The 19,171-nt window shown below is 62.7% G+C and carries 12 protein-coding genes; 7 read left to right on the top strand and 5 right to left on the bottom strand.

What is annotated here, in order from left to right; genetic code table 11:
• Positions 1-249: 249 nt before the first annotated feature.
• Positions 250-2,163 (top strand): glycoside hydrolase family 28 protein, encoded by a 1,914-nt coding sequence (locus J2W46_RS26815; RefSeq protein ID WP_310357940.1) that lies wholly within the window; start codon positions 250-252, stop codon positions 2,161-2,163.
• 85 nt (positions 2,164-2,248) lie between these two features.
• Here the strand turns inward: J2W46_RS26815 and ilvD are convergent, their stop codons facing one another.
• The 3 genes from ilvD to J2W46_RS26800 all read right to left on the bottom strand — a co-directional run bounded on the left by ilvD (position 2,249) and on the right by J2W46_RS26800 (position 6,630).
• Complete coding sequence (ilvD, locus tag J2W46_RS26810) at positions 2,249-4,108, bottom strand: dihydroxy-acid dehydratase (RefSeq protein ID WP_310071501.1); 1,860 nt, start codon at positions 4,106-4,108, stop codon at positions 2,249-2,251.
• A 342-nt stretch (positions 4,109-4,450) separates the two neighbouring features.
• Positions 4,451-5,749 carry an MFS transporter gene (locus J2W46_RS26805; protein WP_310357751.1) on the bottom strand — a complete coding sequence of 433 codons (1,299 nt, stop codon included), beginning with the start codon at positions 5,747-5,749 and terminating at the stop codon, positions 4,451-4,453.
• Between the two features lie 26 nt (positions 5,750-5,775).
• Positions 5,776-6,630 (bottom strand): NAD-dependent epimerase/dehydratase family protein, encoded by an 855-nt coding sequence (locus J2W46_RS26800; RefSeq protein WP_310357750.1) that lies wholly within the window; start codon positions 6,628-6,630, stop codon positions 5,776-5,778.
• A 589-nt stretch (positions 6,631-7,219) separates the two neighbouring features.
• Here J2W46_RS26800 and J2W46_RS26795 point away from each other — a divergent pair.
• From J2W46_RS26795 to J2W46_RS26780, 4 genes are all read left to right on the top strand, one after another.
• Positions 7,220-8,632 carry a cytochrome ubiquinol oxidase subunit I gene (locus J2W46_RS26795; RefSeq protein ID WP_087754500.1) on the top strand — a complete coding sequence of 471 codons (1,413 nt, stop codon included), beginning with the start codon at positions 7,220-7,222 and terminating at the stop codon, positions 8,630-8,632.
• Positions 8,633-8,656: 24 nt separating this feature from the next.
• Positions 8,657-9,661: a cytochrome d ubiquinol oxidase subunit II gene (gene cydB, locus J2W46_RS26790; RefSeq protein ID WP_310071514.1), complete on the top strand. Its 1,005-nt coding sequence runs from the start codon at positions 8,657-8,659 to the stop codon at positions 9,659-9,661.
• Complete coding sequence (locus tag J2W46_RS26785) at positions 9,636-9,788, top strand: hypothetical protein (protein WP_020070323.1); 153 nt, start codon at positions 9,636-9,638, stop codon at positions 9,786-9,788. The genes cydB and J2W46_RS26785 overlap by 26 nt, the downstream gene beginning before the upstream one ends.
• Before the next feature lie 341 nt (positions 9,789-10,129).
• Positions 10,130-10,891: a response regulator transcription factor gene (locus J2W46_RS26780; protein WP_310357747.1), complete on the top strand. Its 762-nt coding sequence runs from the start codon at positions 10,130-10,132 to the stop codon at positions 10,889-10,891.
• Positions 10,892-11,053: 162 nt separating this feature from the next.
• Here J2W46_RS26780 and J2W46_RS26775 read toward each other — a convergent pair whose 3' ends face one another.
• Complete coding sequence (locus J2W46_RS26775) at positions 11,054-12,991, bottom strand: ATP-binding response regulator (protein WP_310357744.1); 1,938 nt, start codon at positions 12,989-12,991, stop codon at positions 11,054-11,056.
• 340 nt (positions 12,992-13,331) lie between these two features.
• Between J2W46_RS26775 and J2W46_RS26770 the strand changes: the two genes are divergently transcribed.
• Positions 13,332-14,123 (top strand): hypothetical protein, encoded by a 792-nt coding sequence (locus J2W46_RS26770; protein ID WP_310357742.1) that lies wholly within the window; start codon positions 13,332-13,334, stop codon positions 14,121-14,123.
• A 193-nt stretch (positions 14,124-14,316) separates the two neighbouring features.
• Complete coding sequence (locus tag J2W46_RS26765; protein WP_310357740.1) at positions 14,317-17,727, top strand: alpha/beta fold hydrolase; 3,411 nt, start codon at positions 14,317-14,319, stop codon at positions 17,725-17,727.
• Positions 17,728-17,736: 9 nt separating this feature from the next.
• Here J2W46_RS26765 and J2W46_RS26760 read toward each other — a convergent pair whose 3' ends face one another.
• On the bottom strand, positions 17,737-19,170 hold the full coding sequence (locus tag J2W46_RS26760) for an FAD-binding oxidoreductase (protein WP_310357737.1): 1,434 nt from the start codon (positions 19,168-19,170) through the stop codon (positions 17,737-17,739).
• Position 19,171: the final 1 nt, after the last annotated feature.

Below are 19,171 nucleotides of genomic sequence, written 5' to 3'. Positions count from 1 at the left end.
GCGGCGCGTATTGCGTTTCAACTCATCGCAAGCAGACAAAATCCCTTCGTTTCTTTCATTTGTTAAGGATGACTGATGGAATTCAAGCGGTCGAGATGAACCGCGTACTTTCGAGCATCGACGACTATTTACAACGCCCTCAAGGGCATGGAGACATTCGTGGCAACTCAATATAAAAGCGGCAGCAAAGGGGCGACATCGGCAAACTCCGGTCGCGCCGACCCTGCTTCGCCGGGGCGCCGGGCTTTCATGGTGTTCGCCGGGACCTCGGCGGGCGCAACGCTCGTCGGCGGCCTGTCCGCATGCGGCGGCTCGGGCAGTTCGGGCCTGACACCGGAAGATCCGATCTGGGGCAGTGCCGGCGCGGCGACGCAGATCATCGCGTCGCTTGCCGGCGTCACGCAGTCCATGTTCCCGTCGCGTGACTTCGTCGTCACGCAATACGGCGCACAGCCTTGCGCCGTTGTCGCCGCGACCAATCCGTACACGGGTTCTTCTTCTCCCGCGAGCCCCGGCTCGAACCAGACTCACGCGCCGTCGTCATTCGACTCGCGGCCCGCGTTTCTCGCTGCGATTCAGGCCTGCAACGCGGCTGGCGGCGGACGCGTCGTGGTGCCCTCCGGTACCTGGTATTGCGCCGGGCCGATCGTGCTGCTCAGCAACGTCAACTTTCACCTGAGCGCGAATTGCACGATCTATTTCAGCCCAAATCCGGCGGACTATGCGAAGGACGGCCCGGTAGACTGCGGTGCGAACGGCAAACTCTTTTACAGCCGCTGGCAGGCCAATGATTGCCTGAACTACGGCTCACCGGTGTACGCCCGCAATCAGACCAACATCGCGTTGACCGGCGAAGATGCAACCTCGGTTCTGAACGGCCAGGCCATGACGCCCTTCTTTGGTTCGGGCAACACTGCCACATGCTGGTGGACATTCAAGGGCTCGAATGGCGCTTACGGCTGCGTAAGCTCGTCGACGCCTTCCCAGGTATATCGGAATCCGAACAATGTGGACCTTCGGACCGCCGCACCAGGCATTTCCGACACGCTCTACGCGCAGCTGACGAGTCCGACGACGCCATGGCAACAGGATCAGAACTACTTGCCCGCTCTCTCGGAAGCCGGCGTTCCGATTGCGAAGCGAATCTTCGGCATCGGCCACTATCTGCGTCCGTGCATGGTCGAGTTTATCGGCTGCACGAACGTGTTGATGGAGAACTATTGCACCAATAACACGCCGTTCTGGCAGCATCATCCGACCGCCTGCAAGAACGTGGTCATTCGCGGCGTCACGACCAACAGTATCGGCCCGAATAACGACGGCTTCGATCCGGACGCGTGCAATAACGTGCTCTGCGACAACGTCACGTTCAATACGGGCGACGACTGCATCGCGATCAAGTCGGGCAAGGATCTCGACACGCAATACGGTCCCGCGCAGAACCACGTCATCCAGAACTGCACGATGAATAGCGGTCACGGCGGCATTACGCTCGGCAGCGAAATGGGCGGCGGCGTGCAGAACATTTACGCACGCAATCTGCAAATGTTGAACCAGAACTGGGCGACCAATCCGCTGAACATCGCGATCCGCATCAAGACGAACATGAATCGCGGCGGCTTCGTGAAAAACTTCTATGTCGACAAGGTGACGCTGCCCAACGGCGTCGCATTGAAAGGCGGCGGCTACGGCAGCGCGCTGCTCGCGGGTAGCCCGATCAACGGCACGGTGCCGCTCGGCGTGGTCACCGCGAGCGCGGCGAATCCGTCAGCGGCCCAAGGCGGTCTCATCACATTCGACTGCGACTATCAGCCCGCCAACGACGCGATTCGGACGCGGCCTGCCGTCGTGCAGAACGTGAACATATCGAATGTGCAGGCGAGCAACGTGACCTCCGGCGGCGTCACCGGTTCGTGCTTCCAGGCGATCGTCGCACAAGGTCCGGTTGCGTTCGACTACAACGGACCCACGCCCGCGCCGACGATCCCGCCGATCACAGGCGTCACCATCTCGAACTGCAACCTGGGCACGGCTGTTTGCGCGGGACCGGCTACATCAACCACGCCCGGGCCGATCTATGCGTACAACGTCAACGGCATCACGTTGAAGAACGTCGTCATCGGCTCGACGACGTACAACACGAATGTGACTGACCTGCGTTAGAGGGCAAACGCGCGGGCTTAAAAAAAAACCGCTCGGATGAGCGGTTTTTTTGCGAAACGAAAACCGGCCGCGGCCGCTATCGCAATCAGTCTTCCAGCAACGATAAATCGCGCACTGCGCCTTTGTCGGCCGACATGACCAGCTTCGCGTAGGCCTTCAGCGCCGCCGACACCTTGCGCGGACGCGGCTTGGCAGGCTTCCAGCCCTTCGCGTCCTGCTCGTCGCGGCGGCTTGCCAGTTCGGTGTCCGACAACAGCACGTTGATCGTACGGTTCGGAATATCGATGCGGATCTTGTCGCCATCGCGCACGAGGCCAATCGCGCCGCCTGCTGCCGCTTCCGGCGAGCAATGGCCGATCGACAGGCCCGAAGTGCCGCCAGAGAAGCGGCCGTCTGTCAGCAGCGCGCACGCTTTGCCCAAACCCTGAGACTTGATATAGCTCGTCGGATAAAGCATTTCCTGCATGCCCGGGCCGCCCTTCGGACCTTCGTAGCGCACGATCACGACGTCGCCCGCCTTGACCTTGCCCGCGAGAATATTTTCCACCGCTTCGTCCTGCGATTCGGTGACGTGAGCCGTGCCCTCGAACACCAGAATGCTTTCGTCGACGCCGGCGGTCTTCACCACGCAGCCGTCGAGCGCGATGTTGCCCGTCAGCACCGCAAGGCCGCCTTCCTTCGAGAACGCGTGCTCGTAGGAGCGGATACAACCTTCGGCGCGGTCGAGATCGAGACTGGGCCAGCGCGTGTTCTGGCTGAATGCCACCTGCGTCGGAACGCCGGCCGGGCCCGCCATGTAGAAGGTCCTGACGGCCTCGTCCTCGGTGCGCACGATATCCCACTGATCCAGCGCGTCTTTCAGCGTGGGCGCGTGCACCGTGGGCACGTCCGTGTGCAGCTTGCCTGCGCGGTCAAGCTCGCCGAGAATCGCCATGATGCCGCCTGCGCGGTGCACGTCCTCGATGTGGTACTTGTTCGTATTGGGCGCCACTTTGCACAGCTGCGGCACGATGCGCGACAGACGGTCGATGTCCGTCATCGTGAAGTCGATCTCGGCTTCGCGCGCGATTGCCAGCAGGTGCAAGATCGTGTTGGTGGAACCGCCCATCGCGATATCGAGCGTCATGGCGTTTTCGAACGCCTTGAAGCCGACCGCACGGGGCAGCACGCTCGCCTCTTCCTGCTCGTAGTACTGGCGGGCCAGTTCCACGATGCGGCGGCCGGCGCGCTTGAAGAGCTGCTCGCGGTCCGCGTGTGTCGCGACCACGGTGCCATTGCCGGGCAACGACAAGCCGAGCGCCTCGGTCAGGCAGTTCATCGAGTTAGCCGTGAACATACCCGAGCACGAGCCGCAGGTCGGGCAGGCGGAGCGTTCGACTTCGGCCACATCGGCATCGGAATACGCTTTGTCGGCGGCAATCACCATCGCGTCCACGAGGTCGAGCTTCTTGAACTCGATCGTGCCGGTCTTCGGATTGGCGAGGCGCGTCTTGCCGGCTTCCATCGGGCCACCGGACACGAAGATCACGGGAATGTTCAGGCGCATGGCGGCCATCAGCATGCCGGGCGTGATCTTGTCGCAGTTCGAGATGCACACCATCGCGTCGGCGCAGTGCGCATTGACCATGTATTCGACCGAATCCGCGATGATGTCGCGGCTCGGCAGCGAATACAGCATGCCGTCGTGGCCCATCGCAATGCCGTCATCGACGGCGATGGTGTTGAATTCCTTGGCTACGCCGCCTGCGGCTTCGATCTCGCGTGCGACGAGCTGGCCGAGGTCTTTCAGGTGCACGTGTCCGGGCACGAACTGGGTGAACGAATTGACCACCGCAATAATCGGCTTCGAGAAGTCTTCGTCTTTCATGCCGGTGGCGCGCCACAAGGAGCGCGCTCCAGCCATGTTGCGACCGGCGGTGGAGGTTTTGGAACGGTATGCGGGCATCGTGGTGGTTGAATGAATATCGCTTGAAAGAAGCGGGCCAAGGGAGTGAAGGCCCCTCGAGCGCCCGTGCGAACAACCTTTTGAGCCGCGCCCCGGGCAAAGCTCGCAATTATCCCACAGGCCCCGGCTGCGTGCGGCTCACGCGGGCGGTCTTACGGTCATCGCACTGAAAATCGCCGTGATGCGGGAAAGACGGTTCATAAAGAAAAGCGGCGCACGAAGGCGCCGCTTTGCGTTGCTACCGAGGCTGGAACGTCGCGCCCGCTCGTGCCCGACTTGTCGCCGCTTATTTAACGCCGCGGACTTGCCGCCGCTTACTTGTCGCCACTTACTTATCGCCACTTACTTCGCGGTGACCGCACCGCCAGGCTGGGACCAACGCGGCTCCGCCGTTCTGTCCGCGCTTTTCGCGAGCAGACACACCACGGCGGCCGCAATAATGTCGAATACGGCCAGCACGACGAAGAGCGGACTGTAGCCGACCTGCGTGACGAGGACACCGAACAACGCGGTGAACGCCGCAGCGCCGAGATAGCCGGCCATGCCGCCCATGCCCGTTGCGGTAGCCACTTCGTTCTTGCCGAAAATGTCGGACGTGATCGCATACAGCGCGCCGGACAACGTTTGGTGCGCGAAGCCGCCGACGCACAGCAGCGCAACCGCCACGTACGGACTCGCGACAAGGCCCACGCATGCCGGTCCGATCATGCACAGCGCGCCGACCACGAACACCATTTTGCGCGACGTGAACAGCGAGACTTTCGCGTACTTATGAAACAGCGGGCTCAGATAGCCGCCGAGCACGCAGCCGATATCCGCTGCGAGAAACGGCATCCATGCATACAGCGCGATTTCCTTCAGATTCATGTGACGCTCGGTCATCATGTACAGCGGAATCCACGCGTTGAATGTCTGCCATGCCGGTTCCGACAGAATGCGCGGAATGCCGATCGCCCAGAAGTCGCGGCTGCGCAGCATGGCCGACCAGCTGCGCTTGGGAGCGCCCGCGTCGCTGTGCTTCGCCTCCTGGCCGCTGAGGATATAGTCGCGCTCCCCGTCGCCGAGCAGTTTCTGATTGCGCGGATGCTTGTACAGCACCATCCACACGACGCTCCAGATAATGCCCGCTACACCGACGATCACGAACGCCAGTTGCCACTGGCCGTGCAGCAGCGCCCACACCACGAGCGGCGGCGCCAGCAACGCACCGATCGACGAACCGATGTTGAACCAGCCGATCGCAACCGAGCGCTCCTTTGCCGGGAACCACTCGCTGGTGGCCTTTACGCCGGCCGGAATGCCAGCCGCTTCGGCAATGCCGAGCAGGCCGCGGAAAAATGCGAGGCTGCGCCATCCGGTCGACCACGCCGCCGCCGCGCAGGCGAGGGACCACGCCAGCGCGAACGCGGCGAAACCGATTTTGGTGCCGACCGTATCGAGCAGGAAACCCGCGACCGGCTGCATGAATGCATAGCAAAGCTGCCACGCGACGACCACGTGAGCGTATTGCTCGGTCGTGATGTGCAGATCTTTCATCAACGTCGGCGCGGCCACCGACAGCGTATTGCGCGCGAGATAGTTGATGATGAGCCCGGCCGCGACCAGACTGACCATCCACCAACGGATGCCCTTGATCTTCATTGCTGCGTCTCCTAATACCTGATCGTTCAGGACGGCCGCGCGGCCGAAGCGGCTGCATCGCCAGCGCCGCTCTCCGTGCCGTTCTCCGCGTCGTCGCGCGAATAGTCGATGCCGACAAATGCGCCGCCCTGGAAGCGCTGACCCAATGCGTCGAGCGGATTGGGTCGTGCGAGAACCTCGTCGGCGTAGTCTTCGGCGTTCTGTTTCGGCGTGTAGCCGAGACGCTCGGCGCCGCTGTTGTCCCACCAGCTGCGCGTATTGGCCGACACGCCCCACACCGTGATGAAGCCCAGGTCTTCTGCTTCGATGCAGCGGTCGAGGAAATGCATCAGGTCCGCGTGACCGAACCAGGTGCTCAGATGGCGCGGCTCCGTCGGACGCTCGAGACAACTGCCGATGCGCACGCACACGCTTTCGATGCCGTGCTTGTCCCAATACATGCGTGCGAGCGCTTCGCCCCACACCTTGCTCAGCCCATAGAAGCCGTCCGGGCGCAGTTCGCAATCGAGGCTCAGGCGCTCCGTCACCGGGTACATGCCGATCGCGTGATTCGAACTCGCGAACACGATCCGCTTGACGCCGTGCCGACGCGCGCCCTCGTAGACCTCAACGAGACCGCGCAGATTGTTTTCGATGATCTCGGGCAGCGGACGCTCCACGCTCGTCCCGGCAAAGTGGATCAACACGTCGACGCCGTCGAGCAGCCGATCAACGACAGCCGGATCGCGCAGGTCGCCGTGCATCACATCCTCACCTTCGACGAGAGGCGTCAGCGGCTTCGAGCCCGCCGCCGAACGCAACGGCGTGCCGCGCGCAATGAATGCGGCGCGCACGACCGAGCCAAGCTGGCCTCCGGCGCCACTCAGGGCAATCTTCTTCATAGGGGTTCCTTTACTGCACCGGCTCGCGAGCGGCGGGAATAACTCCACACCTCGGCTTGGGTGAGATCGATTACTGCTCGATCTAGTTGTACGATGACGTACTATCTCTGATGCGGAAGCGGAATTCAATTAGGCATTTACCCTGATAAAAACGCGCCCTCAAAGCTTTCTCTCAGATGAATTCAGCTGTAAACCGTTTAATCTTCATGCGATGTCGTATAACTGCTCATGGATCTCGCATTGGCTTCTGGTACAACGACATACTGAATTAAGCCGATGCATCCGCAGCGCCTGGTCCGCAGGGGCATCACGTGCGCATAGCTTTGCTGCGACGCGGTCGATTGCCGCAGTTTCGCGTTACGCAGCTTAATCAACGCGAAACAGGCAATAAGAAAAAGCTGATATATGTCAATGGCTTGCAGCACAAGAACCGCACCGCCTCACAAAACAACGCGGTTTTTTGACGCACGTCGCGGCGCAGCATAAATCCCGCGCTTCCCCTAATCTTCGGCCATCTGCGAAACGCAGTGCGCACCGACACCGGTCGACGCGCGTAGTCCGCCCACGCGGCATCACGCACTTCACGATCATGAACTCCGCAATATCGGCATTCGACCTCGCCCGCATCCAGTTTGCGTTCACCGTCTCTTTCCATATCGTATTTCCGGCGCTGAGCATCGGCCTCGCGAGCTTTATCGCCGTGCTCGAATGGCGCTGGCTGAAAACCGGCAAGGCGTACTACAAAGACCTGTGCCTCTTCTGGTCGAAGATTTTCGCCGTCGCCTTCGGCATGGGCGTGGTGTCCGGCGTCGTGATGAGCTATCAGTTCGGCACCAACTGGTCGGGCTTTTCGAGTTTCGCCGGCCCTGTCACCGGACCTCTGTTGATGTACGAGGTCATGACCGCGTTTTTCCTCGAAGCCGGCTTCCTCGGCATCATGTTGTTCGGCTGGCAGCGCGTGAGTCCGCGCGCACACTTCGGCGCGACGCTGATGGTCGCCATCGGCACGCTGATCTCCACGTTCTGGATTCTCGCGTCCAATAGCTGGATGCAGACGCCGCAAGGATTCGAAGTCGTGAACGGCCGTGTGGTGCCGCTCGACTGGTTCAAGATCATCTTCAATCCGTCGTTCCCGTACCGGCTCGCGCATATGGCGCTCGCGGCGTTTATCGTCGCCGGGCTCGTCGTGGCGGCGGTGGGCGCGTGGCATCTGCTGCGCGGACGGCGCGACCCGGCCGTCAAGAAGATGTTCTCGATGGCGCTCTGGCTGCTGCTGGTTCTCACGCCGATCCAGGCGTTCGTCGGCGATCAGCATGGCTTGAACACGCGCGAATATCAGCCGGCCAAGATCGCTGCAATCGAAGGCCTCTGGGACACCGAAAAAGGCGGCACCGCCCTGAACCTGTTCGGCATTCCCGATATGCAGGCCGAGACCACACGCTATGCAGTGTCGATCCCACATCTGGGCAGCCTGATTCTCACGCATAGCTGGGACGGCGAAATACGCGGCCTGAAGGAATTCCCGCCGCAAGACCGGCCGAACTCGACAGTGGTGTTCTGGAGCTTCCGGATCATGGCCGGGCTGGGCGTGCTGATGATCGTCATGTCGGTCGCCGCGTGGGTGTTGCGCCGTCGCGGGCGTCTGTTCGAGTCGAAGTGGTTCCAGCGCGTCGCGGTGGCGATGGGTCCGAGCGGTTTCATCACGCTGCTGGCCGGCTGGGTCACGACTGAAGCCGGACGTCAGCCATGGGTCGTCTATGGCGTGATGCGCACGTCGCAAGCCGTGTCGCCGCTCACCGCGCAACAGGTCGGCATTTCGCTGATGGCGTTCGTGGTCGTCTACTTCCTCGTATTCGGCACGGGCATCTATTACATGCTCAAGCTGATGCGTTCGGGCCCGGCGCTTCCTGGACACACGCCGCACGGCGTGCCCGGGCAAACGCCAAACCAGACCGCGCGCCGCCCTTTCTCCGCCGCCGATCAGATGATCGACGCCGCCTAACCCTGATCGCCTGCGAGTAACAAAATGGACGTAACCGTAGTGTGGGCCGCGATCATCGCGCTAGGCCTTTTCATGTATGTCGTGCTGGACGGCTTCGATCTTGGCATCGGCATTGTCTTTCCGTTCTTCCCCGACGAAAGCGAACGCGACCTGATGATGAACACCGTCGCACCGGTCTGGGACGGCAACGAGACCTGGCTCGTGCTTGGCGGGGCCGCGCTTTTCGCCGTGTTCCCGATGGTGTATTCCACCGTATTGTCAGCGCTGTATTTGCCGCTCATCTTCATGCTGGTGTGCCTGATCTTTCGCGGCGTGTCCTTCGAGATTCGCGCGAAGGCGAATCGCACGAAGCATATGTGGGACCTCGCGTTCATCGGCGGGTCGGCGGGCGCGACGTTTTTCCAGGGCGTCGTGCTCGGGGCATTTCTGCAAGGCATTCCGGTGATCGACGGCGCGTATGCCGGCGACGCCTTCGGCTGGCTCACCCCGTTCAGCCTGCTGACGGGCCTCGGGCTCATCGTCACGTATGCATTGCTGGGCTGCTGCTGGCTCATCGCGAAAACGGAGGGCGACCTGCAGCGCCGCCTGCATCGCGTGGTGTGGCCGCTGACGGTGGTGCTGCTCGGTTTCATCGCGATGGTAAGCCTGTGGACGCCGCTGCAAGACCCGAACATCGCGCAGCGCTGGTTCCACGACGGTCTCTTCTATCGGCTACTGCCTGTTCCCTTCATGGTCGCGGCCTGCGCTGTCCTGATGCGACGCGCGGTGCGGGAGCGGCATCACAACACGCCGTTCGTCCTCGCGTTACTGCTCGTGCTGCTCGGTTATGCCGGACTGCTGGTGAGCTTGTGGCCGTATGCGATACCGTCGAGCGTGACGCTGTGGGACGCGGCCGCGCCGCGCTCCAGCCAGACCTTCACGCTGGTCGGCGCAGCGGTGATTCTGCCGATCATCATCGCGTACACGACGATGGGTTACTGGGTATTTCGAGGCAAGGTGCGTCATGGCGACCAACATCACTATCACTAACTCCGCGCGCAAGCTGCCGGGCTGGCTCTGGTTCATCGCGCTGTGGTGCCTCGGCGTGGGCTCGGCCATGTCGCTCGGCTTCGCCTTCAAGCTTCTGATGAATGCGACGCTGTTTGCCGTGAAATGACGGCTCGCCGCGCGAGCGCCCGTACGGTTTATCCGGCTCGCATAAGCTTTCGTATCGGACCCCCGCGGCTTCAAAAACGACGCGCACGGCTCGTCTACGTAGCAAGCCGGAACTAATGCGCGAGTGAGACCTGCCTGGATCAGGCGTAAATAAAACGTGGCGCCGGCGATGCCACCAGCAGAGAATGACCGGGGCGGCGAGCCGCAAGGCCCGCCGCCCCACACCGATCGGCTTATGATCACGGGGTAGCCGGCAATGATGCGATTCACGACAACAGAAGTAAAACAAGACCCAGCAACAGCGGTAGTCCACAACGCGCAAGCCCGACTCGTGGAGACATCATGAAGTTTCTTGTGGCGGACGACCATGAATTGATCCGGCAAGGCGTCAAGGGCATGCTCCGCGGACTCGACGCCGACGCCCAGTTCGACGAAGCCGATACCTGGGAAACACTCGCCGCCGCGGCGCGGCCCGACGCCGATCACGATCTCGCAATCGTCGATCTGCATATGCCGGGCATGAGCGGCGCGTCGTCGCTCGAAATACTGCTGAAGGCGAATCCGGCTCTCCCGGTAGTCGTACTGTCCGCCGAAGAGTCGCCGGACGAGATGCGTGCGGTGCTGGCCGCCGGCGCGCTCGGCTTCGTGCCCAAGCGGCAGCCCGCAAGCGTCATGTTGAAGGCGATCGAGCTGGTGCTGTCGGGCGGCGCATATGTGCCGATGGAAGCGCTCAGCCTGTTTGGCTCACGCGACGCCCAATCCGCGGACTCATGCGCGGAGCGCGCCGGTGCTGGATCGTCGCAGCAGGCAGCGCCGGGCGGCGCCGGCCAGAGCACGGCGACGCTGAGCGAACCGATCGCACAGTTGCAGGCGTTGCAGCCACATCAGCAGCATCTACTCGAGAACCTGTCGCCGCGTCAGCAGGAAATCATGCGGCTCGTGCATCGCGGCTGGACCAACAAGATGATCGCACGCGAACTCGGCGTAGCCGAGGGCACCGTCAAGGTGCATCTGTCGGTGATTTTCCGGGCGCTCGGCGTGCACAACCGGTCGATGGCAATCGCGGTGATCAACGGATGGCTCGAAGCTGGAAAAACGCTGTAGCGGCGGTGGTCGGCAGCGCGATGTGCTCGCGTTTATGGACTCTGGCGGGCACGTCGTGACGCAGATCCGCTTTTGCTCGTGCTTGCCCGTGCTTGCCTGCGCCCATTCTTGACCCTGGTGCCGCGCTGCTGCGAAAACCCGCAACCTCCTTACTATCGCCGCCTACCCTTCCTGTTGCGATGCGCTCTGCGGACGATGCCGCGCTTCGACACCCGCCCTGCCTTGCGGCATGATCGCCCGCGCGCCGCCAGTCTCTTCGCTCAGCACGGTCCCTTCACCGCCTGCATCGGCGCTGTGGCCCGCAGGCGATTCGGAAGCGGCGCCCTGATGCCCCTTGTCCAGTTCCGCCTGTTGCCACAGCATCTCCAGCGTGCGGCGCAAACGCGCCGCCGTCACCGGCTTGTGCAAGACCGGAATGCCTTGCAACGCAAGCGCAGCCAGTTCGGCCGACGCCATGTCGCCCGTAATCAGCAGCGTCACCACACCTTCGTGGCCGGCATGCGCGAGCATGCTGCGCACTGCCGTGAGCGCCTGCGCGCCGGTCCTGTGATTGGCCAACTGATAGTCGCATAGCACCGCGTCGGGCACGAAACCGTCCGCCAGCGCGGCCAGCGCAGCGGCTTCGTCGCGTGCGCCGCGTACCGTGCAACCCCAGCGCCCAAGCAGCGCGGAAAGGCCTTCGAGAATCGACGGTTCGTCGTCGATGCACAGCACCTGCCGCCCTTGCGCCGACGGTCCGCCCGCCCCCGCTTCGTTCAGGCTCGCGACGATTGCGCTGGCGTCGCCCTCCTGCACCGGGAAGCGGAACACCGAACCGCGGCCCGGCGCCGAGCGCAACTGCAACTCGCCGCCCAGCATGCCGACCAGTCGCTTGACCGTCGGCAGCCCGAGGCCATGACCCTGACGCGCGTCGCGCTGCGGGTTCGCGACCTGATAGAACTCTTCGAAAATGCGTTCGTGCTCTTCAGCAGGGATGCCGATGCCCGAATCGCGCACCTCGATATAGCCGCCCGTGGTTCGCCCCGCGCGCCGGACACCGAGCCAGATCGCGCCTTCCTCGGTATAGCGCACTGCGTTCGACAGCAGATTGCTCAGCACGCGTTCGAGCAGCACCGGATCGTCGTGGACCACCATCGACGTCGGTGCTATTCGCAGTGCGAGCCCTTTCGCCGCCGCCTGCGGTCGATATTGGCTGCCGACGCGCTCGAACAACTCGGAGAGCCGGAAATGCAGACGGATCACCTGCGTGACGCCGCTCTCGAGCCGCGCGAGATCGAGCACCTGGTTGAACAGCTGATTGAGCGCTTCGACGTTATAGACAATGTGCTCGGCGGTCTTCGCATGCTGCGCGGGCGTCGCCGCCTGATCGTTGAGCGACGCCGCGAGCAGGCCGATCGCGTGCAGCGGCTGACGCAGATCGTGGCTCGCCGCAGCGAAAAATCGCGTTTTCGCGAGACTGGCCTCTTCGGCGACATGCTTTTGCATCGCAAGCGATTCCGCGAGGTACTGCTGATCGACGCGCGCCTGCACCACCTGCTGGAAGAGCTTCCGGTAGCTGAGCGCATACACGTTGATCGCGCAGAAGAAGAACGCGAGCACGATGGCAAGAATCGTGCGGTCGAACGTATGTGTGCCGAAGTGCAACAGGATCGACGGGAACAGCAGGAATGGAATGGCGGTGGCGAAATTGAGCATGTCGAAACCGTTCGACATGAACACGCCCGCTGCCAGCGTGACGAGCATCACCGTGTGCAAGAGCGGCAAATCGCTCTGCGGACTCTGGAACGCGAACCAGATGGCGATTCCAGGCGCGCTGTAAAGCAGCACGCCGCGCACCGCATGCAGATTGATCCAGCCGCGCGGCGAAACGAGATGCGGATAACGCCGGTTGCAGATCCACAGCGCGAGGCCCGCACAATTGGCCGCCGCATAGAACCCGAAGCAGGCAATGAAAAGCGGCGGCGAGGGGATGGCGGGCCAGTAAATGGCAACCAGCACCGCGATCGAAAACCAGTGCGAGAAGAACGCGATCGGATCTTGCGCGTACAGCACGCGCACCAGGTCTTCGTCGATTGCACGCTGGATCGGGTCAGCCCGCATCGCGCGGTCTCCTTGTGGGCACGGCAAATTCGGTGATGTGGCGCGAAAGCCCGGCGCTCGCATGAAGCGCGGCCCGGCGTGTTGCGCAAGAGCTTGCACGGTCTACGGCAATGCAGCGGCGAGGCGCAACCGCTTTCTCATCAGACGAATGAGGGGCGCCCTGTCGGATGGTTTACCCGGCAGTTTACCCATCAGCTACGACTTAATCCATATATGCGAAGCCGTCGGCGGCGACCATACTGCTTTCACAACATAGCGCGGCCCAAACAGTTCCATCGTCGATTCTTCGCCTGCAGTCGAGGCTCACCGCGCTTCTCGCCTTACCCAAATGGAGGCTTTCATGGGCGCAGTTCCGAGCCACGAGTTCGTCCGCAATCTCGACGATGCGATCCTGCCCGATCTATGGCGCCGCCGTACCCAGCTGTCCGCCGACGAGATGGTGTCGATGGTCGAACTGGTCAAGCGGGCCCTGCGCACGTATCACCCGCTGGAATTGCAGGCGCTCGGCGAAGACAAGGAAGAACTGGTCGCGCAGTTCATTTATTCCAAGGTGCTGCGCCTCGCGCCCGGCCACACGGAAACGCATGCCTGCGCGGACAGCGCGCCGTCCAACGGCTACGCATTGTGCGCGTACTTCCGCCGCTATCTGATCGACTGCCTGCGCAGCGCCGGCCATCAACGCAACGTGTCGATGGAAACCGACGGCATGGCGCAGGAAATCGATCTGCACGCCCAGGCATTGGAAGACCCCGTGCAAAGCGTGCTGCTGCAGTATGGTCTCAACGAGCAAAGGGTGCGGCTCGCAGCTCGCGCATTTATCGAAAGCCTCGACGAGCCCGAGCGCATCGTGCTGGCCGGCAGCCTTGGCTGGTGCTCGGAAGGCAAAGGCGGATTGTCTGCGGTTGCGGCCCAGCATCGTGTGCCCTCGTATCACTATCGCGCCGTCAAACTCGGCGTCACCATGAAAAAGACGGCCACCGCCGACGATTTTTCCAACACGAAGATCGGCCGCTGGCTCACGGACGTGCTGGGCATCGAAATAGACCTCGACAATCGCGGCGCCATTCTGCTTGCGCTCAACCTGCTTGCGGCAGAATCGAACGATAGCGAAATGAATGAAGTAGCCGCGTAACAGCGCAAATGCATCAGCGCCACGCGGAAGGCAAAAACCGGGGGCGGCATCAACACCGCGTAGCGCATCGCTTCGATGCGCCTTTTTTTGTCATCCCGCACCGCCTACGATAAAAAAACCGCGAGAGCGCGCCGTCTTCGTTGCGCAGCCCGGATCCGTTTCCCAGCATCGATTCCTGACGAGGTGGTCCAGTATGAACCGCTTATCGAGCGCCATGACGGCGATGAAATCGCACTACGAAGTCGTCGTGATCGGTTCGGGTTACGGCGGCGCCATTGCCGCAAGCCGCATGGCGCGCGCAGGTCGCAGCGTGTGCGTGCTCGAACGCGGGCGCGAATTCATGGCCGGTGAATTCCCGCGCACGCCGTTCCAGGGCGCCGAGCAGGTGCAATACAACACGGCGCTCGCGCAAATCGGCTCGCCGCTCGCGCTGCTCGAAGTGCATGTGAACGACGACGTCAACGCCGTGGTCGGCTGCGGCCTCGGCGGTACTTCGCTGATCAACGCCAATGTCGCGTTGAAGGCCGATCCGCGCCTGTGGGACGACCCGCGCTGGCCCGCCGCGTTGCGCGCCGATCAGGCCGGACGCGACAAAGGTTATCTGCGTGCGTGGGACATGCTCGAACCGTCGCCCGTCCCGGCGCGCTTCCGCAAATTGCCGAAACTGGTTGCGCTCGCAAAATCCGCCGAGGCGCTCGGCATGGCAGACCGCTTCAGCACGCCGCCCGTGACCGTTACCTTCGAGGACCGCACCAACGCGGCCGGCGTCCCGCAGAAAGCGTGCATCGGTTGCGGCGACTGCAATTCGGGCTGCAACTACGACGCCAAGAATTCCACGCACATGAACTATCTGCCCGATGCCGTCGCGCACGGCGCGCAGATTTTCACGGGAGCCGCGGTGCATTCGGTCGTGCGCAATGCAGACACGCAGAAGTGGCAAGTCGCCTACCAGCTCGTGCGCCTCGGCCGCGAGAGCTACGATGCGCCGGACCTGTTCGTCACCGCCGACATCGTGATCGTGTCGGCGGGAACAATCGGCTCGAGCGCGTTGCTCCTGCGTTCGCGCAACGAGGGCTTGACCGTATCCGGCATGCTCGGCCAGCGCTTCACCGGCAACGGCGACGTGCTCGCCTTCGCGTACAACACCGACGACGTGATCAACGGCGTCGGCTGGGGCGCGCATGTCGATCGCGACATACCTCCGGTCGGCCCGACTATTACTGGCCTGATCGATCATCGCAATACCGCGGACGTCAAAGACGGCTTCGTGATCGAGGAAGGTTCGCTCGCCGGGCCGATCGGCGCGGCGCTCGTCGGCATGCTAGGCGCCGCTGCACCGCTCTCGGGCGTGGACGTTTCGGGGCCGCGTACGATAGAACAGCAGCTTGCTTACGACGCACGGTTCGTCGAAGGGCTGCTGCACGGACCCTATCGCGGCGCGCTCAATCACACGCAAAGCTACCTCGTGATGGCGCACGACGACGAAAGCGGCCAGATCAGCGTGAATGAAAAGGGACGGCCGCGCATCGCATGGGAAAACGCGGGCAAGCAGCCCATTTTCGCAACCGTCGAGGACACGCTAAAGAAAGCGACGGTTCCGCTCGGCGGCAAATACCTGCGAGATCCGATTTCGAACGACATTTTCGGCAATCGGACCGTGACCGTGCATCCGCTTGGCGGCTGCCCGATGGGCGAGGACGCGGAACATGGGGTGGTCGATCATCTGGGCCGCGTTTTTAGCGGCAAGACCGGCACCGACGTACACGAGGGCCTCTACGTGATGGACGGCGCGGTCATGCCCCTGTCGCTCGGCGTGAATCCGCTTTGGACGATCTCCGCGCTCGCCGAGCGCAATTGCGCGCTGCTGGCGGCATCGCGCGGCTGGACGATCGACTACGATTCGAAAGGCACCGCCAGCACGCCACCCGCTCAGAAGATCGGACTGCGTTTCACCGAAACCATGGTCGGCCACTACACGCCGACTGGCGCGAACGAGGCCGCCGCAAGCCCCATGGCGTTCACGCTTACTGTCGAATCCGACGACCTCGCCGATATGCTTGGCAATCCCGATCATATGGCGAGAACCGCCGGCACGCTGACCTGCCCTGCTCTGTCCGCGCAGCCAATGACGATCACCGAGGGCACCTTCAATCTCTTCGTGGCCGACCCGGACGACGTTGACGAGCGCAACATGAACTATCGAATGACGCTCAATTCGGCAGAAGGCAAGACCTGGTATCTGAGCGGGCAAAAGATCATTACACGTACGTCGCCGCTCGAGTTGTGGGAGCAGACGAACACGCTGTATGCACAGGTTCGCGACGCGCCGTCGATCGACGCGCCGCCTGTCGGCAGCGCGAAGCTGGTCATCACGCCGGAAAACTTCCTGAAACAGCAACGCACGCTCGAAGTCACCAATGCGCCCGATCTGATAACGCGTCTCGAATGGACGTTGAAGTTCGGCAAATTCTTCGCTGGCGTGCTGTTCAGCGAATATGGCGGTGTTGCTGCGCCTTTGCAGTACTACGACCCGAACGGGGCACCACGCCTGAAGCGTGCCCTTCGTGCGCCGGCGCCACAGGTGTTCTTTTTCGACACGCCGGACGGCACGCACCTGCGGCTCACGCGCTACGTCGATCCAGCGCGCAAGAACGCGCGCCCTGTGTTGCTGATTCACGGCTCGGGCGTGTCGAGCCGCATCTTCTCGACGGATCTGGTCGGCACCAACCTCGTCGAATATCTGTGTGCCGCGGGCTACGACGTGTGGCTCGTGGATCTTCGCGTAAGCATCGAAATGCCGAGCGTGCTCGTGCCGACGAACGTCGATAAGGTCGCGCTCGAAGACATTCCCGCAGCCGTTGCAAAGATTCGCGAAGTGACGGGCGCAGCGGATATCCAGGCGTTAGGCCACTGCATGGGCGGGCTCGCGTTGAGCATGTCGCTGATGGCGGGACTCGAAGGCGTGCGCTCGGCGGTGATATCGCAGGTGGCCGCGCATCCGGTGCCCGGCCGGCTCGGCAGGATCAAGGCCGGCCTGCATATTCCCGACATCATGCAGCACCTCGGCGTGACCGACCTCACCGCCTACACAAAGGACGAAAGGTGGCCGCACAATCTGTTCGACGAAGCACTGCGGCTCTACCCGGTCGATCACGACGAGGGCTGCGGCAACCCGATCTGTCATCGCGCGACTTTCATGTACGGCCTGCTGTACGAACACGCGCAGGTGAGCGAGACACTTCATTCGAATTTGCAGGAACTGCTCGGCGTGCATGACGTCGGCGTGTTCAAGCATCTCGCCGCCATGGTGCGCGCGGGCAACGTCGTCAACGCCGACGGTGACGACGTTTATCTGAAAGGCGCGCGCGGCATGAAAGGGCTGGAAGGCATGCGGATTCCGATCGGCTTCATTCACGGTGACTGCAACGAAACATATGTGCCGCAAAGCACCGCGCTCACCTACGAAATGCTCATTGATGCGTTTCCCGAGCAGCCTTATGAGCGGTATCTGATCCCGGGTTACGGACACATCGACTGCATCTTTGGCAAGAACGCGGCAGTCGATGTCTATCCGACTATTGCGCGCTATCTGAACGCGCACTAACGCCGCATTTCAGAACAGCTTGCCTGGATTGAGAATGCCGTGAGGGTCGAGCGCATGCTTGATTGCTGCCATGGCCGCGAGTTCGGCAGGCGAGCGCGAGATGGGCAGAAACTCGCGCTTGAGCAAACCGATTCCATGTTCAGCCGACACGGAGCCATGCAGCGGCCCGAGCATTTCATAAACGAACGCGTACACGGCGTGATGATCGACGCCCGGGATCGAATGGCCGTCGACGGTGACATGCAAATTCGAATCGCCGATATGCCCGAAGAAATAGGACTCGTTGCCGGGCCACCGTTCGTTCAGGGCCGCGCGGCAGCGTTCTACAAAGTCGCCGATCACGCTGATCGGCAGGCTCACGTCGAAATTGATCGCGTCGAGCCGCACCGGAAATTCGGCGGTGCATTCGCGAATTGCCCATAGCGCACGCGCGTCTGCCACGGATTGCGCTATCACCGCATCGCGGATCGCGCCTTGCTCGAGCGCGTCGGTAAGCGCGGCGGAAAAGCGCTCGCCGTTGTCGCTTGCATCGAAGCTCGCGTGTTCGATCAGCGCGTAGAGCGGATGCGATCCGTTGAACGGCGAACGGGCGCCCGTCAGCTTGACGCCGAATTCGTAGAAGTCCGGCCACATGATTTCGAATGCGCCGATGTCGTTGCCGAAACGCGTCGACAGACGCCGAAGCAGATTGACGGCCGCATCATAGCCGTCGAGTGCGACGAGCGCCGTGTGACGCGCGGCGCGCTGCGGATGAAGCCGCAGCACCGCGCGCGTGATGATGCCGAGCGTGCCTTCGGAGCCGATGAACCAGTGCTTGAGGTCATAGCCGGTGTTGTTCTTGACCATCTTGCCAAGCGAGGTCAGCACGTCGCCATTGGCGAGCACGACTTCGAGACCCAGCACCTGGTCGCGCGCGGTCCCCGACTGGATCACGCGATTGCCGCCTGCATTCGTCGCGAGATTGCCGCCGATCTGGCATGAGCCGCGCGCGCCGAGGTCGAGCGCGAGCTCAAAGCCCGCTTGCGCCGCCGCTTCCTGTGCGGTTTGCAAGGTAGTACCGGCGCGTACGGTCAGCGTGGCCGAAGCCGCGTCGATTTCCTCGATGCCGGTCAAGCGTTCCAGCGACAACGCGATGTCGTTGGCGCGCGCAATCGCTCCGCCGGCGAGGCCAGTCATACCGCCCTGCGGCACCACTGGCTGACAGGCGGCATGGCAAATGGCGAGCGCACGTGCGACGTCCTCGGTGCTGCGCGGCAGCAGCAATGCGGCAGGCCGGGTCGGAGCGTGACGCGTCCAGTCGGTCAGCGCGCGCTCGCCGATCTCGTCGCCCACGCGCACCGCATCATCGCCGAGCGCGGCACGCAGTGCGTCGAGCGTTGTGGCAAGCGGAGCAGTGAGGGCGGCCGTGCTGAGCGGCGGGTTCGCGTTGCTGTTGTCGGTCATG

Source organism: Paraburkholderia strydomiana, from assembly GCF_031456815.1.
In the GTDB taxonomy this organism is placed as follows: domain Bacteria; phylum Pseudomonadota; class Gammaproteobacteria; order Burkholderiales; family Burkholderiaceae; genus Paraburkholderia; species Paraburkholderia caledonica.
Note: the sequence above shows the minus strand (reverse complement) of the source record. Positions and strands in the feature narration are given on the sequence as shown.